This is a genomic window from Microbacterium sp. 3J1 (assembly GCF_001049495.1).
Taxonomy (GTDB): domain Bacteria; phylum Actinomycetota; class Actinomycetes; order Actinomycetales; family Microbacteriaceae; genus Microbacterium.
Window position 1 is genome coordinate 860,003 of the sequence record NZ_CDWI01000011.1, and the last position, 24,635, is coordinate 884,637.

A 24,635-nucleotide genomic window follows, 5' to 3' on the forward strand; every position below is an offset into this window, starting at 1 on the left:
GCGCGGTTCCCTCAGCCCTGGTCCGACGAGCTCTCCGAGTCCTCGGCAGGCACGCGGTCGGTGCAGCTCGCGGTCGCGGGCTGCATCCCGGCTCGGATGCTGGTCGTGAGGCTCTCGACGACCGTGCGGAAGTCGATCTCCTCGCCGCGACGGATGATCACCTCGATCGCCGGCTCCCGGCCGTACGTCACGAGGCGCTGCCGATCCTCCTCCTGATCGAGGACGAGCCAGTCGACGTTGCCGATGGTCGTGCACACCTCGGTGGACGGTGCGGGGGGCTCGACGCCGCATCGCAGTACGACGGTGGGGTCGCCCCATGCGCCGGTGGCCTGCGCATCCGTCCACACCCGATCGAGGTCACCGACGGCGTCGGGGAGGAGCACGGACACCTCGGCGCAGGCCGGGTCGTTCGCGTCGGCGGCGGGCTCGAGGTGGACGGTGGTCGAGCAGCCGGCGAGGGCGGCGACCACGGCCAGCACGCCCGCGGCGATGGCGAGGCGGCGAGTTCGGGGCATGCATCCAGGCTACCTTTGACAGCATGCCCTCCCGACCCGTCGACGATGATCCGACCCTCGGTGACCTCTCCGAGGGCGAGATCCTGCGGGCGATCCTGATGCGCACCACGCCCGCCAGCCACACGGTGATCGGGCCGGGAGACGACGCCGCGGTGATCGCCGCCCCCTCCGGAACCGTCGTCGCCACGACGGACACGCTCGTCCACGGCCCGGACTTCCGGCTCGCGTGGTCGAGCGGATACGACCTGGGCTGGAAGGCCGCGGCGGTGAATCTCGCCGACGTCGCCGCCATGGGCGCCAGACCGACCGCGCTCCTCGTCGCGCTGGCGGTTCCGCGCGACCTGCGCCTCTCCTTCATCGAGCGGCTCGCCGACGGCTTCCGCGACGCATGCGCCGCGTTGGCCCCCGGCTGCGCGGTCGTGGGCGGAGACCTCACGGTCTCTGACGTGCTCACCGTCGCCGTCACGGCGCTGGGCGACCTCGAGGGACGAACACCGGTGACTCGGGGCGGAGCGCGTCCGGGCGACGTCGTCGCGGTCGCCGGAGAACTCGGCCACGCGGCGCGGGGACTCGCGATACTCTTCGGGCGTTTCCGTGACGGGGACGCGCCGGTCGCGGTGGATCCCGCGCTGCTCGCGGAGGGGGAGAGGGCCGCGCTGACCGCGCAGCTGCGCCCCTCACCGCCGATCGGCCTCGGCCCCTTCGCCGCCACCGCCGGGGCGACCGCGATGATGGACATCTCCGACGGCTTGGCCATCGACGCCGCACGACTGGCGGATGCTTCGGGGGTCACCCTCGCGCTCGACAGCGCAGCCCTGGGTGCGGAACCGCGACGCGCGCTTGCCGGCGGCGAGGACCACGCGCTTCTCGCGACGTTCCCTCCGGGGCTCCTCGCCCCGGGCTTCCGGGTGATCGGACGCGTGCAGGAGCGCTCGACGGACCCTGTGCTCGTCGACGCCGTCGCGGCGGATGTGACCGGATGGGATCCGTACCGCGACTGGGATTCCGCCTCGGGCTGAGGCGTGCGTCAGGCTGCCGGGGCTGCCGGTTCCGCCCACCACAGCGTGGTGTCGCCGTAGGTCTTCTCCCGGATCAGCCCCAACCCGGCGGCGGCGAGGTCGGGTGGCGTCGACCGCTTCGCCCGCTCGATGACGACGAGCGCCGTGGGAGCGAGCAGCGGCGCGAGGGCGACGAGGTCGGCCGTCATCGCATCGTCGGACAGGTCGTACGGAGGGTCGGAGAACACGAGGTCGTATGGTCCGGTCGCCCGCTGCAGGAACGATCGCACGGTGCTCTCGTGCACTCGTGCAGGACTCAGCCCACCGGCCTTGGCGACGACGGCCGCGTTCTTCCGCACGACCGCCGCTGCACTTCGACCCTGCTCGACGAGGTCGGCTGCCGCGGCACCACGGCTGAGCGACTCGAGGCCGAGGGCACCGGACCCCGCGTACAGATCGAGCACCCGTGCGCCGAGGATCGCGTCCGACGACTCCAAGGCTCCGAACAATGACTCCCGCACCCGGTCGCTGGTCGGTCTGGTCCCTGAATGCGGTACGTCCAACCGCGCTCCTCGCGCCTTGCCGGCGATGATCCTCGTCACCCGTTCACGATACGACAGCAGCCCCCGCTGCTCGGTGTCCGCGGCGCCTTCTAGACTCGGAACATGTCGCTCACGCTGGATTCGCCGCTCGAGGAGGCACTCGGTGCGACGCCGGCGAAGACCCTCGACCGCGCCTTCGGGATGAAGATCGTGGGCGATCTGCTCTCGCACTACCCGCGCCGGTACGCGGATCCCGGCGAGCTCACACCCATTCGGGAACTGCCGGTCGGCGAGACCGTGACGATCGTCGCCGAGGTGCTGTCCTCGAGCGCGAGGGCGATGCGCAACCGTCGGGGCGCGATGGCCGAGGTGATCATCGGAGACGGCATCGGCAAGATGTCGCTCACGTTCTTCGCGAAGAACCTGGGCGCCGCCAAGTGGCGCACCGAGGAGCTCGCCGTCGGACGGAGAGGGGTCTTCTCGGGCAAGGTCGGCGAGTTCAACGGAGTGACCCAGTTCTCGCATCCGGAATACGAGCTCTTCGATGACGAGGACGCCGCGCGCCGACGCGCGGATGCTCGGGCGGCCGTGCTCATCCCGATCTACCCGGCGACGGCGAGCCTGCAGACGTGGCAGATCGCGAAGTTCGTCGGTCGCGTGCTCGACGGGCTGTCCGCGGTGCCGGAACCGCTGTCCGACGAGGTGCGCACGCGGGAAGAACTGCTGACGGCCCGAGAGGCGCTGGAGCAGATCCACCGACCGAAGACGCGCAACGACATAGATCCGGCGGTCCGCACGTTGCGGATGCACGAGGCGCTGACCCTGCAGACGGCGCTGCTGCAGCAGCGCGACGCGGTGCGCGCGCTGTCGGCGACTGCTCGCCCGGCGTCTCCGGGCGGGCTGCTCGAACGGTTCGACGCGGCGCTGCCGTACTCGCTCACGCCGGACCAGGAGACGGTGGGGGAGCAGGTCGCGGCCGACCTCGTCGCGGCGTGGCCGATGAACCGTCTCGTGCAGGGAGAGGTCGGATCCGGCAAGACGCTGGTGGCGCTCCGCGCCATGCTGCAGGTGGCCGAGTCGGGTGGGCAGGCTGCGCTCATCGCGCCGACCGAGGTGCTGGCGGGCCAGCATCTGCGCTCGATCACCAAGATGCTCGGCCCCCAGCTGGCGCCCCTCGTGATGCCCACTCTGCTCACCGGGCAGCTCCCTGCCGCCGAGCGCCGCAAGGCCGCTCTGCGGGTGGCATCCGGGCAGTCGCTGATCGTCGTCGGTACGCACGCCCTGCTCGGCGAGAAGACCACGTTCGCCGATCTCGGCCTCGTCGTCGTCGATGAGCAGCACCGGTTCGGGGTCGAGCAGCGCGAAGCGCTCCGCGCCAAGGGCTCGAGCCCGCACGCACTCGTGCTCACGGCCACCCCCATCCCGCGCACGGTCGCGATGACGGTGTTCGGCGATCTCGACACGTCCGTCATTCGCACCATGCCGAAGGGTCGGGCGGGCATCGAGTCGTTCGTCGCCCCGCTCGCCGAGCATCCCGGCTGGTTCAACAGGGTGTGGGAGCGAGCCGGGGAGGAGATCGCGCAGGGGAGACAGGTGTTCGCGGTGTGCGCCGCGATCGATACGACGAAGAAGACGGCTGAGGCGGGGGAGCAGCTCGCACTGCAGCCGGACGGCGCCTCCGGCCCCCGCTGGGGCGTGGTGCAGCTCGACGAGGCTCTCGCGACGCATCCGACGCTGGGAGGTCTGCGACGCGCCGTGCTGCACGGGCGGATGCCGTCGGATGAGAAGGATGCCGTGATGCAATCCTTCGCCCGCGGGGACATCGACCTGCTGCTGGCCACCACCGTCATCGAGGTCGGCGTCGACGTGCCCAACGCGTCGACGATGATCGTGCTCGACGCCGACCGGTTCGGCGTGTCGCAGCTCCATCAGCTGCGAGGTCGCGTCGGCCGGGGTGGCGTGCCCGGTCTCTGCCTGCTCGTCACCGAGGCCGAAGCGGGTTCGGTCGCGCGCGAGCGCGTGGAGGCGGTCGCTGCGACGCTCGACGGGTTCGCCCTCGCGGAGGTCGATCTCGATCTTCGCGGCGAAGGCGACGTGCTCGGCGCCGCCCAGGCCGGAGTCCGCTCGTCGTTGAAGCTCCTCCGCGTCGTCAAGGACTCGCACCTCATCGTGAGGGCGCGGGAGCTCGCCGAGGCCATACTGTCCGCCGACCCGCTGCTGCGGTCGAATCCCGGCCTCCGTTCGGCGATCGAGCGACGGGTCAGCGACGAGGATCGCGCTGCACTCGCGAAGAACTGAGTGCTGCGCGGTGTGCTTTAGGCTGGTGCCATGAGCAGTCGGATCGCCGTCGTCCCGGGTTCTTTCGATCCGCCGACCCTGGGTCACCTCGACGTGATCCGTCGGGCGGCCAGGCTGTACGACGAGCTTCACGTGCTCGTCGTGCACAACCCCGGCAAGGAGGCGATGCTGCCGATCGCGCAGCGCATGGCGCTCCTCGAGCAGTCGATCGCCGAGGACGGTGTCGACGGCAACGTCGTCGTCGGATCCTGGAGCATGGGGCTGCTCGTCGACTATGCGCGTGACGTGGGGGCGGGCGTCCTGGTGAAGGGAATCCGCTCGCAGATCGACGTCGCGTACGAGACGCCGATGGCGATCGTCAACAGGCACCTCGCCGACATCGAGACCGTGTTCCTTCTGCCCGACCCCTCCCACGCGCTGGTATCGAGCTCGCTGGTGCGTCAGGTGGCGGGCCTCGGCGGCGACGTATCGCCCTTCGTGCCGCCCGCCGTGGCGGCATTCCTCGACACGGGGTCACGCGGGATCTGAGGCCCGGCGTGGGTCGCGCGGGCTGCCCGCACTCAGGTCGGAACCAGCTCCAGAGCCTCTCGAGCGGATAGAATCGTCTGGTGCGTTCCCGACTGAATGGTCCTTTCGTCCTCCCCGTCCGCGACATCGTCCGCAAGCCGGGAGAGATGCGCGAGCATGTCTTCCCCGTCACTCTCGCCGAGTCCTGGGGAGAGGGAATCGTGACGTTCGAGGCAGGGTCGACCCTCGATGTCGATGTCCGTCTCGAGTCCGTGCACGAGGGCATTCTCGTGTCCGGAACAGCCGATGCGGAGTACTCCGGCGTGTGCGGAAGATGCCTGATCGACATCGCTCGGCCCGTCGAAGTCGAGTTCCAGGAGCTTTTCGCGTATCCTGGTGAGGAAGAAACTGACTTCGAGGTTCAAGACGACCACGTGGATCTTGAAACTCTTGTCAGGGATGCGGCCGTACTGTCGCTTCCTTTTCAGCCGGTGTGTCAGCCGGATTGCCCCGGGCTCGACCCGAAGACGGGCGAGAGGCTGACCGAGAGCACCGGAACGGAGCAGGCCGCTCCCATCGATCCTCGGTGGAGCGCGCTCCAGCAGATCACAGACCAGGACGGTGGGGCAGAGAGCCGCGCCGCCGAGAAAGAAGAGAGCTAGTCATGGCTGGTAACCCCCCGAAGCGCAAGGTATCCCGTTCCAACACCCGCTCGCGCCGCGCGCAGTGGAAGGCGGAAGCTCCTGCCCTCGTCAAGACCGTCGAGAACGGCAAGGTCGTCTACAGCCGCCCTCACCAGGCGAAGGTCGTCACCGACTCGCAGGGCACCGAGCTCTTCCTCGAGTACAAGGGCCGCAAGGTCGCAGACGTCTGAGTCGCGAGTCATCGTGACTGAGGTCCCTCGGGGGACGAGACCTCTCCCAGCCAAGCTCCGCGTCGATATCGACGCGGAGCTTCTGGAGTTGGCTCTCACCCACCGTTCCTACGCCTACGAACACGGCGGCATCCCGCACAACGAGCGCCTGGAGTTCCTCGGCGACTCCGTGCTCGGCCAGGCGGTGACGGTCATGCTGTTCACCACCCATCCGGATCTCGACGAGGGCGAGCTGGCGAAGCGGCGCGCGAGCGTCGTCTCGACCGTGGCTCTCGCCGAGGTCGCGCGCGGCATCGACCTCGGCAGTCACCTGCTGCTGGGCCGAGGCGAGGAGCAGACCGGCGGGCGGGACAAGGATTCGATCCTCGCGGACACCATGGAGGCCGTCATCGGCGCCACCTACCTGTCGGCGGGTCCTGAGGCGGCCACGGAGCTGGTGCTCCGACTCACGAAGCCTCTGCTGGCCGACCCCGAGAGGTACGGCGCGGCGATGGATCCGAAGACGAGCCTGCAGGAGCTCGCGGCCCGTGTGGGTTCGACACCCCCGCAGTACTCCGTGGAGGCGAGCGGGCCGGATCACGACCGCCGCTTCACCGCGACCGTCGTCGTCGGCGACGTGACGATGATCGGCAACGGAAGCAGCAAGAAGACCGCAGAGATGGCGGCGGCGCTCAGCGCCTGGCGCCTGATCAACGAGCGTGCCTGAGCTCCCCGAGGTCGAGGTCGTCCGCGCAGGACTGGCCCCCGCCGCGGTCGGATCCCTCATCACTGGAGTGAGCGTCTTCGACGAGCGCGCACTCACCCGCCACGTCGCGGGGGCGGCGGACTTCGTCGGGCGCCTCGAGGGGCGGACCTTCTCGGGTGCAGCGCGTCGCGGCAAGTTCCTGTGGCTCCCTCTCGACACCGGCGACTCCGCGCTCATCGCTCACCTCGGCATGAGCGGGCAGATGCTGCTGCGACCTCCCGATGCGGCCGCCGAGCGTCACGAGCGCATCCGCCTCCACATCGAGCATCCCTCGCACGGCCAGCTTGCGATCGTGTTCGCCGATCAGCGCACGTTCGGCTCGCTCGCCGTCGTCGGACTCGTGCTCGACGGGCCGACGGCGATCCCCACCCAGGTCGTCCACATCGCGCGAGACCCCGTCGACCCGCACTTCGACGATGTGTCCTTCTTCGCAGCCCTCCGCCGCCGGGGCAGCGCGATCAAGCGGGTCCTGCTCGATCAGCAGGTGATCAGCGGAGTCGGCAACATCTACGCCGACGAGTCTCTCTGGGCGGCTCGCATCCACCCCGAGACGCCCGCGAACAGACTGTCCGCCCCTGCCGCCGGGCGACTTCTCGCCGAGATCCGCACCGTCCTCGCACGAGCTCTGGCCGAGGGTGGCACCAGCTTCGATGCGCAGTACGTGAACGTGAACGGTCAGGCGGGGTATTTCGCGCACTCGCTGAACGCGTACGGTCGCGGCGGTCAGCCGTGCCCGCGGTGTGGCGGACCCATCCGGCGGGAGGCCTTCATGAACCGCTCGAGCCACTACTGCCCTCGCTGTCAGCGTCGACGCTGACCCCTCGACCCACTCCTCGTCATCCCCGCTCCGCCGCGTGCATCGGCCCGGCGGATGCTCAGGCATCCGCCGGGCGGCATCGGGCGGGTGACCCTCAGAGCCGCTTCTGCCACGCGCCGGCGTACGACACCGGTCGGAACCCGATCGTCTCGTTGATCGAGAGCATCGGACGGTTCTCCTCGGCGTTGAAGGTCGAGACCGCAGGGGAGAGTGGCATGAGATCGCGCCAGCGCAGCAGGTTCGCGGCCTTCACGAGCGCGCCCAGGCGATGGCCACGATGGTCACGCGCGACGAGCGTGCCGAGCTGGTGCGTCGTCCGGGTGCGGTCGGCGCCGATGAGCAGCTCGTTGTACGCCACGAGGTCTCCACTCGGCAGGTGCTGCGCCGCCGTCACGGACAGGGCCTGACCGGCTCCGGTGAGCCGCCTCTCCCGTCGCACGACGCGGTCGGCGTCCCAGTGCTCGGCGACGAACTCCATGTCCCCGCTGGGCGCGTCGGTCGACAGCCGAGCGAGGATCGCGGCATATCCGTCCTGGAACTCCCGTGGCGTCGGAGCCATCCAGTGCAGAAGGCGGTAGTCGGCGCCTGCGGCTGCGTCGGCCTCGGCGAGCAGGGCGCGCAGTGGCGCGGGGTCGGCGCGCAGGTCGAACTCGCTGTTGCGCTCCACCTGCTCGAAGACGTAGCCCCTCGCGGCGATCGCGTCCGCCAGCGGAGTCGTGGGAATGCGTCCCCAGCCGGTCCGCGGCGTGATCATCTCGCCGGACGAAACGGGTCGGTGCAGAGTCCAGGTCTGGATGAGGGAGCGTCCATGTGCCCGTGCCTCGCTCTCCGCGAGGTCGAGCAACGCGTCCTCGACACCGGTTCCCCAATGGCGCTCCGGTACGAGGAGGTCGATCTCCGCGGCCTGCGCGTCCGCCTCCTGCGCATAGTCGATGGTGATCATGCCCACGATCTCGCCGCGCTCACGGGCGACGAACCCCGTGTGCAGGGTGTCGGTCGCGTCTTGCCAGGAGGCGAGCATCTGCGCGGCATCGGGGGCGATCTCCGGCAGGCCGACCGCCTCATCGCAGATGAGGCGGTTGAGCTCGCCGTAGGCGCGGAACTCAGCGCCGTCGTCGTCGGTCAGCGATGCCGGGACTCTCAGCGGTGAGATCGTCAGGGTGGTGGTGGTCATCTCAGCTCCTTCTTCCAAGCGCCTTCGTATGCGATGGGTTCGAATCCCATCGCTTCGTTGATGGAGAGCATGGGCCGGTTCTCCTCGGCGTTGTAGGTGATCAGTTCCGGTGATCCGGGGTTCGCCTCCCTCCAGGCGAGGAGAGCGGCGCACTTGACGAGCTGGCCCAGCCGGTGGCCACGATGCTCCCTGAGCACGAGGGTGTCGTGCTGATGCGTCGTCGCGGTCGGATCCGGGCCGATGCCGAGTTCAGTGAATGCGGCCAGCTCGCCGGTGCCGACGTGATGCGCGACTGTCACCTGCATCGTCTGGCCCATCTCCGAGATCCGCGCCTCGGCATCGATCACGCGCTGCGGATCCCAGAACTCCTCATCGGTCTCGAGGTCTGCGGACGGTGCGTCGGTCGACATGCGGGATTTCAGCCACGCATACCCCTCGAGGTGCTCTGCAGGTGTCGGGATCATCCACTGCAGCACGCGGTAGTCCGCGGAGAACGTGCGTGCGTCGTCGAGCAGCGTCTGCGCGCGTCGCACGCTCTCGTCCGTCGCCGGGAGCCGGCTCACGCGGTACACCTGCTCCAGGGTGAAGCCGTGGCGTCGGAGGAAACGTGCGACGTGATCGTCGGGGACGCTCCCGTACCCGGTGCGCGCCTCCAGGCGCGCACCATCGCCCGCCTGCTGCTCGGTCCAGTTCTGGATCACCGTCCGCCCGTGGTCGCGAACGACGGCCTCGATGTGCGGCAGGATCGCCGAGCCGATTCCACGTCCCCACACGTGGGGATGGATCTCGATCGAGGCGATGGCGACCCGTGAGCCGTCCTCGAGCGGGATGTCGACGACGGCACGGCCGACGATCTCTTCGTCGACCCGCACGGCCCAGACGACGGTGGTGCGCTCTTTCCGCGAACGGAGAAGCGGGAGAAGGGCTTCGGGAGTGAGGTCCTGCTCGGCGCGGCCGGTGAGTTCTCGGTAGACGGCGTTGCGCACGCGGGCGAGTTCTCGGAACTCGCCCGCGTCGGCTGCATCCGCCCGTGCGGGAAGCACGAGCGGATGCAGCGTGGCATCGGTGGTGAGGGGGATGCTCATCGATGGCCTCCGGGTCAGCGCAGCTGGCGATGCAGGTCGAGGGTGAGCAGAGCCAGGTTCGGGTCGCTCGGGCCGTGGAGACGGTCCAGGAACAGCGGGTCGATCGGGGCCGCAGCGAGGCGGCGCGCGTTTCGTGGACGCTGTGCCCTCTGGAGCAGCCAGAGGCCGATGCGGAGGGAGAGACGATCGGCGAGGGCGAGGCGGCGCAGGTCGTCGGGTGCGGGGATGTGCAGGACCGTGGGGTCCTCGGTATCCGGAGGGTGGACGGTGTGGTGGTGCAACGTGGTGTTCACGATGTGTCCTTCGGTGAGGGTGTGCGGGAGCGAGCCGTCGCACGGCGCAGAACGGCGCCGGACGAGCAGCGGAAGTGAGGCGAACCCGGAGCGTCACGAGTGGACGAGTCGCCGGGGTCGACGGAGATCCGTGATCCGAAGGGATCAGAGGGTGGGGCGCGAGAGGGCGCAGAGGAGGAGCGCCCTCACAGGGCGGAGTCCTCGGGCTGCGGCGCTATGCGAGCGCGCTGAGACGGACGCCGGCGGTTACCGAATACGCAAGGCGCGGCGCGAATGGCGCGGCGAGGCCAGTGGCCTGTGCGTTCTGAGTGATCATCATCGGTAACCTCCTTTCGTGTGGCGATCCGGAGGTTACGGTAGCGAAGCCCGGGCGTGTCCGTCAAGCATCCGGTGTTCGGCTCGGCGTGTCGCACGCCGGACGGGTTCTCTCGAGGCCCGCGCGGGATGCCGGTCCTGACGCGGGATTCCGGTAGCGTATGGGCGTGATTCACCCCGGAAGCGCGGCGCGCGCATGCATCTGAAGAGCCTGACCCTCAAGGGGTTCAAGTCCTTCGCGCAGCCCACCAGTTTCGTCTTCGAGCCGGGTGTGACATGCATCGTCGGGCCGAACGGCTCCGGCAAGTCGAACGTCGTCGACGCGCTCGCGTGGGTCATGGGGGAGCAGGGGGCGAAGACGCTGCGCGGCGGCAAGATGGAGGATGTCATCTTCGCCGGCACGTCGACACGCGGACCCCTGGGGCGCGCCGAGGTCCAGCTCACCATCGACAACAGCGACGGCGCCCTGCCGATCGAGTACGCCGAGGTGACGATCAGCAGGACGCTGTTCCGCAACGGTTCGAGCGAATACGCCATCAACGGCGAGAACTGCCGCCTGCTCGACCTGCAGGAGCTCCTCAGCGACTCGGGGCTCGGGCGGGAGATGCACGTCATCGTCGGGCAGGGGCGTCTGGACACGGTTCTCCAGGCCTCGCCGGAGGATCGACGTGGGTTCGTCGAGGAGGCGGCCGGCATCCTCAAGCATCGGCGTCGTAAGGAGAAGACCCTCCGCAAGCTCGATGCGATGGAGACGAACCTCACCCGCCTGAGCGATCTGGCCGGGGAGATCCGACGTCAGCTCAAGCCGCTCGGCAGGCAGGCGGAGATCGCGCGCGAGGCTCAGACGATCGCTGCGGTGGTCCGCGATGCCAAGGCGCGCATCTTCGCCGACGACGTCGTGGCCCTGCGGACGGCGCTTGCCGACCACACGCGCACGGAGCAGGAGCGGCACACGGAGCGGCTGGTGCTGTCGGACCAGGCCGAGGTGGTTCGTTCCGCCATCGCGCGCCTCGAACAGGATCAGAACTCCGTCGCCGTGGACCAGGCGCGCGGTGTCGCGTTCGGCCTCGAGCAGGCGCAGGAGCGCATGCGGGGGCTCTATACGCTCGCCAACCAGCGCCTCGCTCTGCTCGGCTCCGAGGAGGACGATGCTGCGGTCACCGCGGTGACCGTCACCCAGAGCACGATCGACGAGGCGAAGGACGAGATCACCGAGATCTCCGCCGGTCTCGGAGATGCACAGGATGCCGCGACGGTCGCGAGCCGCGAGGTCGTCCACGCACGCGCGGAGCTCGACACCCTCGATGTCGACATCGCGGAGCAGAGCGCCCTCGTCTCGGAATACGACATGCGCGTGTCCTCGCTGCGCGGAACCGCCGAAGCCGCAGCATCCGCCCTGGCCGCCGTCCGCGGCGCGGTGCTCCGACAGGAGAACGCCCTCGAGGCGGCGAACGCACGCCGTCGCGAAGCGGCGGAGGCGCTGGAGAGAATCGACGAGGCGGAGGCCCCCGAAGGGACGGCCGCCGAGCACTCCGCCGCATACGACAGCGCTCAGCGGGCCGCGACGGCCGCCGAAGCCGAGCGCGAGACGCTGCGCGAGCGACTGCATGCGGCGGAGCGTGAGGTCGATGCGCTGACCGCCAAGGCGGCCGCGCTCAGCAGCGCGCTCGCAGTCTCCGGGGGAGCGGCGGAGATCGTCAGGACCGGAGGCCACGGCATCCGCGGGCTCGTCGGCGATGCGGTGCAGGTCAGGGCCGGTTTCGAGGCCGCCATCGCCGCCGTCCTCGGTCCGCTCGCCGAGGGAGTCCTCGTCGACGCGGCGTCCGACGCGTTCGCGCTGGCGAAGGAGGCAGCAGACCATCGCAGGGGCGTCGTCGACTTCGTCGTCGCCGACGCGCGGCGTCCGAGTGTCGAGCTTCCCGTCCTTCCCGGTGTCACACCCGCGACCGAGACCGTCACAGCGCCGGACGGCGTGATGGGCATCCTGTCGCACGTCCTCATCGCCGACGGTCTCGACGAGGCCCGGGCTGCTCGAGGAGCACTCGACGCCGCCGGCGACACGACCACGACGATCGTCACCGGTGCCGGCGACGTCGTCACGGCGCAGACGCTGCGGACCGGATCCGGGGGTGAGCGCTCGCGCCTCGAGCTCGCGGCGGAGCGCGATGCGGCCACCGAGCGACTCGCCGAGGTCCAGGTGATCGTGGACTCGCTGCGCGAGGCGCGGGAGGACGCGAACGAGGCCGTGGAGACGACGAGGCGGCAGGCGAAGGACGCCTTGCGAGCGCTGCGCGAGCACGATGCCGCCCTCGCCACTCATGCGGAGCAGGTCAACCGCATCACCGTGACCCACGAATCGGCCGTGGCGGAGTGCCAACGACTCGAGACCGGGCTCGCGCAGGCGCAGGCGGCGGTGGAGGATGCCGAGGCGAAGGCGGAGTCCGCGAAGGCAGCCTTGGACGCGGCGGTGTCCGCCCCGCGACCCGTCCTCGACGCCTCCGCGCGCGACGGACTGCTGGAGTCGCTCGAGCTCGCCCGGGAGGGCGAGGTGCGCGCTCGCCTCGAGATCGAGACCCTCCGCGAGCGCGTCCGTGCCGCCCAGGCACGGGTCGCTGCTCTCGAGCGGCAGCGGGAGCAGGAGCGGGACGCCGCCGCCGAAGCCGCGCGACGTGCGGTCATCAGGCGAGCTCAGCGCGAGGCGGCGGCCGGGGTGGCCGAGGAGCTCCCGCGCATCCTCGACTCCCTCGATCGCTCCGTCACGGAGGCACGGATGGCTCTCGCCGAGGCGGAGGCCGCGCGATCTGCGCAGAACGAGGAGCTCACCGCTCTGCGTGCGCAGGAGACGTCGCTGCGCGAGAGGCTCGCGGGTCTCACCGAGAGCGTCCACGGGCTCGAGCTCCAGATCCACGAGAAGAAGCTCCATCTGCACAGCCTGCTCGAGCGCGTGGCGTCAGAGCTCGCACTCGATGAAGATATTCTCGTTGCGGAATATGGACCTGACCAGCTCGTTCCGCGCGATCCGCTGTCCGAGGCGCCCGACGACGAGCTGGTGGACGACACCGCCATCCCGTTCGATCGGCGCATCCAGCAGCGCCGGCTCACGGACGCCGAGCGCAAGCTGGCGCAACTGGGTCGTGTGAACCCGCTCGCGCTCGAGGAGTTCGCCGCGCTCGAGCAGCGTCATGCCTTTCTCACCGAGCAGCTGACGGACCTCACGCAGACACGCCAGGATCTCCTGACGATCATCGCCGACCTCGACGAACGCATGCAGACGATCTTCGCCAGCGCCTTCGAAGACACCAAGGAGGCCTTCGGCGAGGTCTTCCCGCTCCTGTTCCCCGGCGGGTCCGGGAGCATCTCGCTCACCGACCCGGACAACATGCTCACCACGGGCATCGAGGTCTCGGTGCGGCCCGTCGGCAAGAAGATCGAACGACTGTCGCTGCTCTCCGGAGGGGAGCGCTCGCTGGCGGCCGTCGCGCTGCTGGTCGCGATCTTCAAGGCGCGGCCGAGCCCGTTCTACATCCTCGACGAGGTCGAGGCAGCGCTCGACGATGCCAACCTCGGCCGCCTCCTGACCGTGTTCGAGCAGTTGCGCGAGAGTTCGCAACTGCTCGTGATCACGCATCAGAAGCGCACGATGGAGATCGCGGACGCTCTGTACGGCGTCTCGATGCGCCAGGACGGCGTCTCTGCGGTGGTCGGGCAGCGCGTCGGCGATCGTGCCGCGGCGGCCGCCGGCTGAGCCGAGTTGTGCTCAGAGCGTAGGTCACGATCACCGGTCCTCGAGGATGCTGGCCCTAGGCTGGAGTCATGGCGGAGAAGTCCTGGTCCCTCACCCGTGCGCTGCGCGGGATGTTCGTCAAGCCCACCATCGACGAGACCACCTGGGAGGATCTGGAGACGGCGCTCATCACCGCCGACTTCGGTCCGGACATCAGCGAGCGCGTCGTCGAGGAGCTCCGCGCCAAGGTCGAGCGCTTCCGCACGACCGACCCGAAGGATCTGCACCGCATGCTGCGGGAGACCCTCGAGGAGCACTTCGCCAAGTTCGACACCACGCTGAAGCTCACGGAGCGGCCGGCGGTCGTTCTCGTCGTCGGCGTCAACGGAGTGGGCAAGACCACCACGATCGGCAAGTTCACGAAGTTCCTGCGCGGGTATCAGCGCAGCGTCGTCGTGGGCGCGGCGGACACGTTCCGCGCAGCCGCAGTCGACCAACTCGCGACCTGGGCCCAACGCGGCGGAGCGGCGATCGTGCGTCCGCAGCAGGAGGGTCAGGATCCGGCATCCGTCGCCTACCAGACCATCGAGTACGCCCAGCGCGAGGGCATCGAGATCGCCATCATCGACACCGCGGGGCGCCTGCACACCAAGGGCGGCCTGATGGATGAGCTCTCCAAGATCCGCCGCGTCATCGAGAAGCAGGCGCCGATCAGCGAGGTCCTGCTCGTGCTCGACGCCACGACGGGGCAGAACGGCGTCATGCAGGCCGAGGCCTTCCTGCAGCACGCCGGTGTGACGGGACTGGTGCTCACGAAGCTCGACGGGTCGGCGAAGGGCGGTTTCGTGCTCGCAGTGCAGGAACGCACCGGAATCCCCGTCAAGCTCCTCGGACAGGGTGAGGGCATCGACGACCTGACCGGTTTCACCCCCCACGTCTTCGTCCAGTCGCTGGTCGGCTGAGACGGGGCTACCGCCGCGAGCAGGAGGCTGGTTTCATAGCGTTATGGCGATCGAACACGACTACTTCGGACTCCTGTCCTCAGGACCCGACGGCTCGATCTTCTGGTCGGAGACCGTGGAGCTGGGTGACCAGAGCGTCACGGTCGATCTCACCGCGCCCGACCAGGACGACGTCTCCGCAGACGCGCTGGACATCGCCGCATCCCTCATCGCGGGCCTCGAGAGCGTCGATGCCACTGCGCGTCGGGGCATGCTGTCGGAAGTCGACGATCGCACGAGCGAGGTGACCGAGTACATCCTGCAACAGCAGGAGGCGTACGGCGACGAGCTCGAAGAGGTCCTGGTGGACGTGAGCGGCGACGCGGCGGTCGACATCATCCGATCGCTGCGGCTCATGAGCATGACGATCCTCGCCGACGAGCACGGAGGATCGGAGCCTTTCGCCGTGCTCGAGTACGCGCTCGACGCGGACACGACCGATGACGTCCTCCTCGTGAACCTCGGGTCGGACGGCAGCGTCCAATCCGTCATGAGCGCGGACTGAGCCGCTCCTCTCGCGCGCAGCGGTCAGACCGCCTGCGCGAATCCGAGGTCGGCGCTGTCGGCGATGTGCGCCAGGTGAGAGGGGATCTCGCGCCCCTTCGACACCATCGACTGCGCCCACAGCCGTCCGGCGCGGTACGACGAGCGCACGAGAGGTCCAGCGAGGACGCCGAGGAAGCCGATCCGCTCTGCCTCCTCCTTGAACTCGACGAACTCCGCCGGCTTCACCCAGCGCGCCACGGGAAGATGCCTCGGTGACGGACGCAGGTACTGGGTGATCGTGATGATGTCGCACCCGGCGCCGTGCAGATCCTCGAGTGCCTGCACCACCTCCTCCGGTTCCTCTCCCATGCCGAGGATGAGATTCGACTTGGTGATGAGACCCGCGTCGTGGGCCTGCGTGATGACATCCAGGGACCGCTCGTAGCGGAAGGCAGGACGGATGCGCTTGAAGATGCGGGGCACGGTCTCCACGTTGTGCGCGAAGACCTCCGGACGAGCGTCGAAGATCTGCCCCAGGAACTGAGGATCCGCGTTGTGCTCGTTCGCGAGCAGCTCCACTCCCGTGTTCGGGTTGAGATCGTGGATCCTGCGCACCGTCTCGGCGTTGAGCCAGGCTCCGGTGTCGGGCAGGTCGTCTCTCGCGACACTCGTCACGGTGGCGTACCGCAGCCCCATCCGCTGGACGCTCTCGGCGACGCGGCGCGGCTCATCCGTGTCGTATGCGTCGGGCTTCCCCGTGTCGATCTGGCAGAAATCGCAGCGGCGCGTGCACTGCGAGCCGCCGATCAGGAACGTCGCCTCTTTGTCCTCCCAGCATTCGAAGATGTTGGGGCAGCCTGCCTCTTGGCAGACCGTATGCAGGTCCTCGCTCTTCACGAGTGTCTGGAGCGCGGTGTACTCCGGACCCATCTTCGCCTTCGTCCGGATCCACTCCGGTTTCCGTTCGATCGGCGTCTCGGCGTTGCGGATCTCGAGGCGGAGGAGCTTTCGGCCCTCGGGTGCAGCGGTCATGCGAGTGCTCCTGCGTGGTCGGCGTCGGAATAGTCGGAGAGGAAGGCGTCGGACACGGCGTCGTGGATGTCGGCGGGGGAGACGTCCGCCCCGACCACCTCGCTGACCGTCGTGACACCGGCATCGGTGATTCCGCACGGGATGATGCCGCGGAATCCGGCCAGGCCGTTGTCGCAGTTGACGGCGAAGCCGTGCATCGTGACTCCCTGCTGCACGCGGACCCCGATCGCAGCGATCTTGTCCTCGGAGAGCGGTCGGCGGACCCAGACGCCGCTGCGGCCCTCGACCCGGTATCCGTCGACTCCGAAAGGACGCAGGACGTCGATGAGGATCCGTTCGAGACGCCGGACGTGCGCGACCACGTCCATGGGCTCCGGGAGCCTCACGATGGGGTACCCGACGAGCTGCCCCGGGCCATGCCAGGTGATCTTGCCGCCGCGATCGACGTCGATCACGGGGGTGCCGTCCTGCGGGCGCTCATGGCTCTCGGTGCGCTTGCCCGCTGTGTAGACGGCCTCGTGCTCCAGAAGGATGAGGGTGTCGGGACGCGTGCCGTCGACGATGTCGGCATGGATGCGACGCTGCAGATCCCAGCCGACCGTGTACGGGACAAAGTCCGGCGCGAGACCGGGGGTGAGGATGTCGAGCATCTCCGTACCGCCTTCGCTGATAGATGGATTGGGTCCAACAATACTCCTCCTGCGAGCGCCCGCGCCGGAACGGCGCCGCGCGGTACCGTGGGGGCATGAGCAGCACGAACCGGGCGGGGCGCCCGAAGGCCTCCTCCCGCGAGACCCTCGCCGAGGCGGCGTGCGAGCTCTTCCTCGAGCAGGGATACGACGCCACGTCGGTCGCCGACATCACCCGCCGCGCGGGAGTCAGCCGGTCGAGCTTCTTCAACTACTTCACGTCGAAGAGCGACGTGCTGTGGTCGGGCCTCGACGAGCGGATAGGGCAGGCGATCGAGTCGCTCGCCGCGCTCGGGGCCGATGCGCAGGGCAGCGACATACGCGACATCCTCCTGCGCATCGTCGAGGGCTTCGATCCGGATCCACTCGCGCTCGCTCTGCGCAACGCCGGGGCGATGGGGCTGCAGGATGAGATGGTCAGGGACACCGGACTCCGACACGTCAGGCTCGCGTCCGCGGTGGCCGCGTCGGCGACGGCTTCGGGCGTGGACGCGATCAGAGCGGACATCCTGGGGTCCGCGCACGCGGCGGCAGTGCTCTCCACCCTTCGCGTCTGGGCCGAACAGGGTGCGGGCAGGGAGACGCCGGATGCCGTGCTGAGCGACGCGCTCGGCATGATCCACGATCTTCCGTGGCGGGGCTGAGCACCACGGTCCTGCTCGGATAGAATCGGTAGCACCATGGCTACCTTTGGCACGCTCTCCGATCGGCTCACCGAGACCTTCCGCAACCTTCGCACGAAGGGAAAGCTCACCGCGGCGGACGTCGACGGGACGGTCCGCGAAATCCGCCGGGCGCTCCTCGACGCCGATGTCGCCCTGTCCGTCGTCAAGGAGTTCACCGCGAAGGTGCGCGAGCGGGCGCTCGGCGACGAGGTCAACAAGGCGCTGAACCCGGCCCAGCAGGTCGTGCAGATCGTCAACGAGGAGCTGGTCGCGATCCTCGGCGGAGAGCAACGGCGCCTGCGGTTCGCCAAGACCGCTCCGACGGTCATCATGCTCGCAGGCCTCCAGGGCTCGGGAAAGACCACGTTCGCAGGCAAGCTCGCGAAGCAGCTGGAAGGCGAGGGACACACGCCGCTGCTGGTCGCCGCCGATCTCCAGCGTCCCAACGCCGTCAATCAGCTCCAGGTCGTCGCCGAGCAGGCGGGCGCCACGATCTACGCGCCGGAGCCGGGCAACGGTGTCGGCGACCCCGTGAAGGTCTCGCGAGACGGCGTCGAGCACGCCCGCCGGCAGCAGCACGACGTGGTCATCATCGACACCGCCGGTCGTCTCGGCGTGGATGCCGAGCTCATGAAGCAGGCCGCCGACATCCGCAAGGCAGTCGATCCTGACGAGGTCCTCTTCGTCATCGACGCGATGATCGGCCAGGATGCCGTGAACACGGCGAAGGCGTTCCAGGAGGGCGTCGACTTCACCGGCGTCGTGCTCTCGAAGCTCGACGGCGATGCGCGCGGCGGTGCTGCGCTCTCGGTGGCCTCCGTGACCGGTCGCCCCATCATCTTCGCCTCGACGGGCGAGCGCCTCGAGGATCTCGAGCCGTTCCACCCCGACCGCATGGCGAGCCGCATCCTCGACCTCGGCGACATCCTCACCCTCATCGAGCAGGCCCAGCAGGCCTTCGACGAGGAAGAAGCCATGAAGATGGCCGAGAAGCTGGCCACCGAGCAGTTCACTCTCGAGGACTTCCTCGATCAGCTTCAGCAGATGAAGAAGATGGGCTCGATGAAGAAGATGCTGGGCATGCTGCCCGGCATGGGCCAGATGAAGCAGCAGCTCGAGGACTTCGATGAGCGCGAGATCGACCGCACAGAGGCGATCATCCGCTCGATGACCCCGGGAGAGCGGCGCAACCCGAAGGTGCTGAACGGCTCACGTCGTCTGCGCATCGCCCGGGGATCGGGTATGACCGTCACAGACGTGAACCAGCTCGTGCAGCGCTTCGACCAGGCGGCCAAGATGATGAAGACCGTCGCACGCGGCGGTACTCCGAACATCCCGGGAATGGGCGCCATGCCAGGACTCGGCAAGCCCGGTGCGTCGTCGAAGCGCGGCAAGAAGGGCAAGTCGTCGGGCGGTTCGCGTTCGGGCAATCCCGCCAAGCGGGCGGCCGAGAACGCCGGCCTCGCTCCTGCGGCGAACCCGACCGGTTCGGGGTTCGGTCTCGGCGGGTCCGCAGCGCCGAGCGAAGCCGACCTCGCGGAGATCCAGAAGCTGTTCGGCAAGGGCTGAACCGCCCCTGCCCTTCGCCCGCCAGCCGCGCGTCGCAGCCCTCGACGGCGTCGAGCGATGAGAGGGCCCCGCTGAGACGCGAGACGGGCCCGGAGGGGAAGTCCTCCGGGCCCGTCTGCTCAGCGCGCTGAGATCACTTCACGTCTTCGTCGACCCAGTCCATCGACTTGGTGACGGCCTTGCGCCACAGACGCAGCTGGCGGTCGCGCTCGTCCCCGTCCATCGACGGCTCCCAGCGACGGTCCTCCTGCCAGTTGGAGGAGAGGTCGTCGAGACCGCTCCAGAAGCCCACGGCAAGGCCGGCGGCGTACGCGGCGCCGAGCGCCGTCGTCTCTGCGACCACAGGCCGCACGACGGGCACACCGAGGACGTCCGCCTGGAACTGCATGAGCGCGTCGTTGGCGACCATTCCGCCGTCGACCTTGAGCTCGGTCAGATCCACACCCGCGTCGGCGTTCACCGCATCGAGGACGTCGCGCGTCTGGAACGCCACTGCTTCGAGCGCTGCGCGAGCGATGTGGTTCTTGTTCGCGTAGCGGGTGAGGCCGACGATGGCGCCGCGGGCGTCCGCACGCCAGTACGGAGCGAACAGTCCCGAGAACGCCGGCACGATGTAGACGCCGCCGTTGTCATCGACCTTCTCCGCCAGCTCCTCGACCTCCGGGGCCGAGGAGATGATGCCGAGCTGGTCGCGGAGCCACTGGATGAGCGATCCCGTGACCGCGATGGATCCCTCCAGGGCGTAGTGCGTCGGCTGGTCGCCGAGCTTGTAGCCGACCGTCGTGAGCAGCCCGTTCTTCGAGTGGACGATCTCCTCGCCCGTGTTGAAGATGAGGAAGCAGCCCGTGCCGTAGGTGTTCTTGCTCTCTCCGGTCTGGAAGGCGGCCTGTCCGAACGTGGCGGCCTGCTGGTCGCCGAGGATGCCGGCGATCGGGGTCTCACGCAGCAGCGAGGAGCTCTCGGCTGCGCCGTACACCTCCGACGAGGAGCGGATCTCGGGCATCATCGAGCGCGGCACGCCGAACACCTCGAGGATGTCGTCGCGCCACTCGAGCGTCTCGAGATCCATGAAGAGCGTCCGGGAGGCGTTCGTGACGTCGGTCGCGTGCACGCCGCCGTCCGTGCCACCCGTGAGGTTCCAGAGCACCCAGCTGTCGGTGGTGCCGAAGACGAGGTCGCCCGCCTCCGCCTTCTCGCGCGCGCCGTCGACGTTCTCCAGGATCCAGGCGATCTTCGTGCCCGAGAAGTACGTCGCCAACGGCAGACCCACGATGGGCTTGAACCGCTCGACGCCTCCGTCCGCGGCGAGGCGGTCGACGATCTCCTGGGTGCGGGTGTCCTGCCACACGATCGCGTTGTAGACGGGCTTTCCGGTGGTCTTGTCCCAGACCACGGCGGTCTCGCGTTGGTTGGTGATCCCGACCGCGGCGATGTCGTGACGGGTGAGGTCGGCACGGCTCAGAGCGAGGCCGATGACCTCCTGGACATTGCGCCAGATCTCGGAGGCGTCGTGCTCGACCCAGCCGGCCTTCGGCAGGATCTGCTCGTGCTCCTTCTGGCCCGTCGCGATGATGCTGCCCTTCTTGTCGAAGATGATCGCGCGGCTGGATGTGGTTCCCTGATCGATGGCGAGGATGTAGTCAGCCATGGTGTTTCTCCTTTGAAGTCAGGTGTCGGGTCAGGCGAGGCCGAGCAGAGCGGGCGCGGCGACGGCGGCGAGGACGCCACCGATCAGCGGACCGACCACTGGAACCCATGAGTAGGACCAGTCGCTGGAACCCTTGCCCTTGATGGGCAGGATCGCGTGGGCGATGCGCGGACCGAGGTCACGGGCAGGGTTGATCGCGTATCCGGTCGGTCCACCGAGGGACGCGCCGATGCCGACGACGACGAGAGCGACCGGAAGCGCGCTGAGCGGTCCGAGGCCTCCGGGGACGCCGATGTCGGCGACTCCGTAGTCGGCGAACGCGAACACCGCGAAGACGAGGACGAACGTGCCGATGACCTCGGTGACGAGGTTCCAGCCGTAGGAGCGGATGGCCGGGCCGGTCGAGAAGACGCCGAGCTTGTTCGCGGGGTCCGGCTCCTCGTCGAAGTGCTGCTTGTACGCCAGCCAGGTGAGGATCGCACCGACGATAGCTCCGAGGAGCTCTGCGCCGGTCGCCACGGCGAACTGCGAGAAGTCGATCTTCCCCCCGACCAGGAGTCCGATGCCGACCGCCGGGTTGAGGATCGCGCCGGAGTAGGCGGAGGCGAGGACACCCACGAAGACCGCGAGACCCCATCCCCAGTTGACCATCAGGAAGCCGCCGCCGAAGCCCTTGTTCTTCGCGAGGGCGACGTTGGCGACGACACCACATCCGAGGAGGATCAGCAACGCGGTGCCGACGAACTCCGAGAGGAAGTAGAGACCGAGATTCACTTCAGTCATGTCTTCATTGACCTTTCTCATGTGGCGGGGCCCCTCTGCCCTGCCACCCTATGAAATACGCCGCGAGGAGGGCGGCGCTCGTCGTCCCCGTCAGCCGCGGGTGCGGGACGGGATCTGGAGTCCGTGTCGTTCGTTCAACAGTGCGCGCGTCTGCTCGAGTTCGGCGTCGTGACGTGCGCGGTCCCAGTGGAGCAGGGGAGCGAGTGCATCCGCAAGCTCTTCGAGCACATTCGCGTCCGCGCCGCCCGTGAAGGCGATGCTCGTGCGACGCAGGACGACGTCCTGCAGACGCGCGACCATCTCGTTGGAGACGATCCATTCGAGCTCGCGAGTCGAGAGGTCGCCGCCGGCGAGGGGAGCGTCGGGACCCTGCTCGATGTACTCCCAGACCTGCGCCGCGCGGGTGCCGTACCGGGCCAGCAGCGGGTTCGCGCGATCGCCCGCTCCGGGGAGGTTCTCCTGGATCCAGATCCGACGAGCCTTCTCGGTGCGCGGGAAGTCGCGGCCGCCGCCGATCGCGCGACCCGCGGTCGATACGGTGCGGGTGCGTCCGAGGAGCCCGAGCACGACGTCCGAGAGCGATTCCCCGAGAGCGCGGAAGGTCGTCCACTTGCCCCCGACGAGGCTGACGAGCGGGGCTGCGCCCTTCTCGTCCACCTCGATGCGGTAGTCACGCGAGACGAATCCGGGAGCCGTGTCCTCATGACGGGGCAGAGGCCGGATGCCCGAGAAGTTGAAGACGATCTGCTCCCGGGACACATCGATGCCCGGGAAGACGTGGTGGATGAGTTCGAAGAAGTAGTCGATCTCCTCATCCGTGCACACGGGCACCTCGCGGGGATCCGCGTCGATGTCGGTCGTTCCTACGAGGACGCGTCCCTTGAGCGGGTAGATCAGCACGATGCGGCCGTCCGAGTGCTCGAAGAAGATCTCGCGGCCGCGGGTGGCCTCGAGGAGCTCCGGGTGGTCCAGGACGATGTGCGATCCCTTGGTGCCGCCCATGAAGCGGGTGTCGGTGCCGAGAGCGTCGTTGGTCAGATCCGTCCACGGACCCGAGGCGTTGACGACCACGTCGGCGGCGACGGGGAACTCGGTGCCGCTCTCGCGGTCGCGCAGGACGACTTTCTCGCCGTCGCGGGCGATGGCCTCGACGTAGTTGAGCGCCACTGCACCCGGGTGCGCGGCGCGTCCGTCCTGCAGGACGTCGAGCGCGAGACGCTCGGGGTCGTGCATGGACGCGTCGTAGTACGTGGCGGTGTACTTGATCTTCGGGTCGAGCGAGGGCAGTTCAGCGAGCGAGCGCTTCCTGCCGAGGAACCGGTGCCGCGGCACCGAACCGCCGTCGCGCGAGAACGTGTCGTAGATCGTGAGCCCGACCTTGATCAGGAATGCGCCTCGCTCCTGGGGCTTGCCGCTCTTGTGCGTGAGGAACCTCAGGGGCGCCGACAGGATGCCCGAGAACGTCGAGTAGATCGGGATCGTCGTCTGCAGCGGCTTGACGTAGTGGGGCGCGATCTTGAGCAGGCCGTTCCGTTCCTCGACGGATTCGCGGACGAGTCGGAACTCGCCGTTCTCGAGGTAGCGGATCCCGCCGTGGATCATGTGGCTCGACGCGGCGGACGCGCCGGAGGCGAAGTCGCCTCGCTCGACGAGCAGGACGTCGACGCCCTGCAGGGCGAGGTCACGGAACGCGGAGATGCCGTTGATACCTGCACCGATGATGAGAACGCTCGTGCGTCCGGATTCACGGACCGTGCGGACCTCTGCGCGCTCCGGTGATGAGTGTGTCGACTCGATCATCTTCGACCCTTCCCTGTTGCTTGCCCCCAGCATCGACCCCCACGCCCGCCGTGCGCAAGCTCGTTGCACATATGTGCAAGGATCAAGAGCGAGGAGGTCGTCATGGCCCAGTCGGATGCAGGATCACACGACGCGAAGCTGATCGCCGCGCTCACCGCCGCACAGCTCTACTACATGCAGGACAAGACGATGGAGGTCATCGCGCAGGAGCTGAAGACATCGCGCTCGTCGGTGTCGCGCCTGCTGAGCTTCGCGCGCGAGAGCGGGCTCGTCGACATCCGGATCAACTCGCCGCTGGAGCGACTGGGGATGCTGGAGCAACGGATCCGCGACCGGCATCGGGTCGTCGCCCACGTTGTGCCCATCCCGGAGATCGTCAGCGAGGTCGAGCGTCTCGAGCGTGTCGCGCTGACCGCGGGTCGTCTCCTGTCGCAGTTCGTGGACTCGAACATGATCGTCGGCGTCGCGTGGGGATCCACCATCAGCGCGGTCAGCCGGGGGCTGACGCAGAAGGAGACGCACAACACCACGTTCGTCCAGCTCAACGGGGCGGGCAACACGCAGACCAGCGGAGTCGAGTACTCGAGCGACATCCTCCAGCGCTTCGGAAGTGCCTTCGGCGCTCAGGTGCAGCAGTTCCCGGTGCCGGCGTTCTTCGACGATCCGTCCACGCGTGAGGCGATGTGGCGGGAGCGGAGCACGCGCCGAGTCCTCGACCTCCAGTCGAAGATGGACATCGCCGTGTTCAGCCTCGGGTCCCCGGCGGCCGAGGTGCCCAGTCGCGTCTACGTCGGCGGTTATCTGGGCCGGGACGACTACCGGAGCCTGCGCGAGGACCACGCGATCGGCGATGTGGCCACCGTCTTCTTCCGGGCGGACGGCTCATGGAAGGACATCCGGGTCAATGCCAGGGCCACAGGGCCGGGTCTCGACCGGCTCCGACGCGTGCCACGGAGGGTCTGCGTGGTCTCGGGCATCCCGAAGCTCGCGAGCCTCCGCGCCGCGATCGCCGCGGACCTGATCACCGATGTCGTGCTCGACGAGGGTCTCGCGCGGCAGCTGGTCGAGGACTGAC

At 68.7% G+C, this 24,635-nt stretch carries 23 protein-coding genes; 13 read left to right on the forward strand and 10 right to left on the reverse strand.

Features of this window, described 5'->3' with window-relative positions:
* Window positions 1-11: 11 nt before the first annotated feature.
* Window positions 12-515, reverse strand: a complete 504-nt coding sequence (locus BN2660_RS13160) for a DUF3515 family protein (protein ID WP_091232831.1) — start codon at window positions 513-515, stop codon at window positions 12-14.
* 23 nt (window positions 516-538) lie between these two features.
* Between BN2660_RS13160 and thiL the strand changes: the two genes are divergently transcribed.
* A complete protein-coding gene (gene thiL / locus BN2660_RS13165) occupies window positions 539-1,534 on the forward strand; it encodes a thiamine-phosphate kinase (RefSeq protein WP_091232833.1) in 996 nt (331 codons plus the stop codon).
* An 8-nt stretch (window positions 1,535-1,542) separates the two neighbouring features.
* Here the strand turns inward: thiL and rsmD are convergent, their stop codons facing one another.
* Complete coding sequence (gene rsmD, locus BN2660_RS13170; RefSeq protein WP_091232836.1) at window positions 1,543-2,115, reverse strand: 16S rRNA (guanine(966)-N(2))-methyltransferase RsmD; 573 nt, start codon at window positions 2,113-2,115, stop codon at window positions 1,543-1,545.
* Between the two features lie 63 nt (window positions 2,116-2,178).
* On the opposite strand from rsmD, the gene BN2660_RS13175 reads away from it, so the two are divergent.
* The 6 genes from BN2660_RS13175 to mutM all read left to right on the forward strand — a co-directional run bounded on the left by BN2660_RS13175 (window position 2,179) and on the right by mutM (window position 7,296).
* Window positions 2,179-4,353 (forward strand): ATP-dependent DNA helicase RecG, encoded by a 2,175-nt coding sequence (locus BN2660_RS13175; RefSeq protein ID WP_091232841.1) that lies wholly within the window; start codon window positions 2,179-2,181, stop codon window positions 4,351-4,353.
* 30 nt (window positions 4,354-4,383) lie between these two features.
* Window positions 4,384-4,881 (forward strand): pantetheine-phosphate adenylyltransferase, encoded by a 498-nt coding sequence (gene coaD, locus BN2660_RS13180; protein WP_091232846.1) that lies wholly within the window; start codon window positions 4,384-4,386, stop codon window positions 4,879-4,881.
* Window positions 4,882-4,973: 92 nt separating this feature from the next.
* Window positions 4,974-5,522 carry a YceD family protein gene (locus BN2660_RS13185; protein ID WP_255305186.1) on the forward strand — a complete coding sequence of 183 codons (549 nt, stop codon included), beginning with the start codon at window positions 4,974-4,976 and terminating at the stop codon, window positions 5,520-5,522.
* A 2-nt stretch (window positions 5,523-5,524) separates the two neighbouring features.
* Window positions 5,525-5,734 carry a 50S ribosomal protein L32 gene (gene rpmF, locus BN2660_RS13190; RefSeq protein ID WP_050721097.1) on the forward strand — a complete coding sequence of 70 codons (210 nt, stop codon included), beginning with the start codon at window positions 5,525-5,527 and terminating at the stop codon, window positions 5,732-5,734.
* Window positions 5,735-5,747: 13 nt separating this feature from the next.
* Window positions 5,748-6,440 carry a ribonuclease III gene (gene rnc, locus BN2660_RS13195; protein WP_091232849.1) on the forward strand — a complete coding sequence of 231 codons (693 nt, stop codon included), beginning with the start codon at window positions 5,748-5,750 and terminating at the stop codon, window positions 6,438-6,440.
* On the forward strand, window positions 6,433-7,296 hold the full coding sequence (gene mutM, locus BN2660_RS13200; protein ID WP_091232852.1) for a bifunctional DNA-formamidopyrimidine glycosylase/DNA-(apurinic or apyrimidinic site) lyase: 864 nt from the start codon (window positions 6,433-6,435) through the stop codon (window positions 7,294-7,296). Before rnc ends, mutM begins: the two co-directional genes overlap by 8 nt.
* A 94-nt stretch (window positions 7,297-7,390) precedes the next feature.
* Here the strand turns inward: mutM and BN2660_RS13205 are convergent, their stop codons facing one another.
* From BN2660_RS13205 to BN2660_RS13215, 3 genes are read right to left on the reverse strand one after another with little or no spacing between them, the layout of a single operon-like run.
* Complete coding sequence (locus tag BN2660_RS13205; protein WP_091232854.1) at window positions 7,391-8,470, reverse strand: GNAT family N-acetyltransferase; 1,080 nt, start codon at window positions 8,468-8,470, stop codon at window positions 7,391-7,393.
* On the reverse strand, window positions 8,467-9,555 hold the full coding sequence (locus tag BN2660_RS13210) for a GNAT family N-acetyltransferase (protein WP_091232857.1): 1,089 nt from the start codon (window positions 9,553-9,555) through the stop codon (window positions 8,467-8,469). Before BN2660_RS13210 ends, BN2660_RS13205 begins: the two co-directional genes overlap by 4 nt.
* 14 nt (window positions 9,556-9,569) lie before the next feature.
* Window positions 9,570-9,848 carry a hypothetical protein gene (locus BN2660_RS13215; protein WP_091232860.1) on the reverse strand — a complete coding sequence of 93 codons (279 nt, stop codon included), beginning with the start codon at window positions 9,846-9,848 and terminating at the stop codon, window positions 9,570-9,572.
* 511 nt (window positions 9,849-10,359) lie between these two features.
* On the opposite strand from BN2660_RS13215, the gene smc reads away from it, so the two are divergent.
* From smc to BN2660_RS13230, 3 genes are all read left to right on the forward strand, one after another.
* A complete protein-coding gene (gene smc / locus BN2660_RS13220; protein ID WP_091232863.1) occupies window positions 10,360-13,908 on the forward strand; it encodes a chromosome segregation protein SMC in 3,549 nt (1,182 codons plus the stop codon).
* Window positions 13,909-13,976: 68 nt separating this feature from the next.
* A complete protein-coding gene (gene ftsY / locus BN2660_RS13225; protein ID WP_091232867.1) occupies window positions 13,977-14,849 on the forward strand; it encodes a signal recognition particle-docking protein FtsY in 873 nt (290 codons plus the stop codon).
* A 43-nt stretch (window positions 14,850-14,892) separates the two neighbouring features.
* Entirely contained in the window at window positions 14,893-15,393 is a 501-nt protein-coding gene (locus BN2660_RS13230; RefSeq protein ID WP_091232870.1) for a DUF2004 domain-containing protein, read from the forward strand.
* A 23-nt stretch (window positions 15,394-15,416) separates the two neighbouring features.
* On the opposite strand, the gene lipA is transcribed toward BN2660_RS13230, so the two are convergent.
* A complete protein-coding gene (gene lipA / locus BN2660_RS13235) occupies window positions 15,417-16,406 on the reverse strand; it encodes a lipoyl synthase (RefSeq protein WP_091232874.1) in 990 nt (329 codons plus the stop codon).
* Complete coding sequence (gene lipB, locus BN2660_RS13240) at window positions 16,403-17,056, reverse strand: lipoyl(octanoyl) transferase LipB (RefSeq protein ID WP_091232877.1); 654 nt, start codon at window positions 17,054-17,056, stop codon at window positions 16,403-16,405. Before lipB ends, lipA begins: the two co-directional genes overlap by 4 nt.
* A gap of 95 nt (window positions 17,057-17,151) precedes the next feature.
* Here lipB and BN2660_RS13245 point away from each other — a divergent pair, with 95 nt between their 5' ends.
* Both BN2660_RS13245 and ffh read left to right on the forward strand, forming a co-directional pair.
* Entirely contained in the window at window positions 17,152-17,739 is a 588-nt protein-coding gene (locus BN2660_RS13245) for a TetR/AcrR family transcriptional regulator (protein WP_091232881.1), read from the forward strand.
* 36 nt (window positions 17,740-17,775) lie between these two features.
* Window positions 17,776-19,329 carry a signal recognition particle protein gene (ffh, locus tag BN2660_RS13250; protein ID WP_091232884.1) on the forward strand — a complete coding sequence of 518 codons (1,554 nt, stop codon included), beginning with the start codon at window positions 17,776-17,778 and terminating at the stop codon, window positions 19,327-19,329.
* Between the two features lie 133 nt (window positions 19,330-19,462).
* On the opposite strand, the gene glpK is transcribed toward ffh, so the two are convergent.
* From glpK to BN2660_RS13265, 3 genes are all read right to left on the reverse strand, one after another.
* A complete protein-coding gene (glpK, locus tag BN2660_RS13255; protein WP_091232887.1) occupies window positions 19,463-20,977 on the reverse strand; it encodes a glycerol kinase GlpK in 1,515 nt (504 codons plus the stop codon).
* 30 nt (window positions 20,978-21,007) lie between these two features.
* Window positions 21,008-21,760 carry an MIP/aquaporin family protein gene (locus BN2660_RS13260; RefSeq protein ID WP_091232891.1) on the reverse strand — a complete coding sequence of 251 codons (753 nt, stop codon included), beginning with the start codon at window positions 21,758-21,760 and terminating at the stop codon, window positions 21,008-21,010.
* 90 nt (window positions 21,761-21,850) lie between these two features.
* Complete coding sequence (locus BN2660_RS13265) at window positions 21,851-23,560, reverse strand: glycerol-3-phosphate dehydrogenase/oxidase (RefSeq protein WP_091232895.1); 1,710 nt, start codon at window positions 23,558-23,560, stop codon at window positions 21,851-21,853.
* Between the two features lie 102 nt (window positions 23,561-23,662).
* Between BN2660_RS13265 and BN2660_RS13270 the strand changes: the two genes are divergently transcribed.
* On the forward strand, window positions 23,663-24,634 hold the full coding sequence (locus tag BN2660_RS13270; protein WP_091232898.1) for a sugar-binding transcriptional regulator: 972 nt from the start codon (window positions 23,663-23,665) through the stop codon (window positions 24,632-24,634).
* Window position 24,635: the final 1 nt, after the last annotated feature.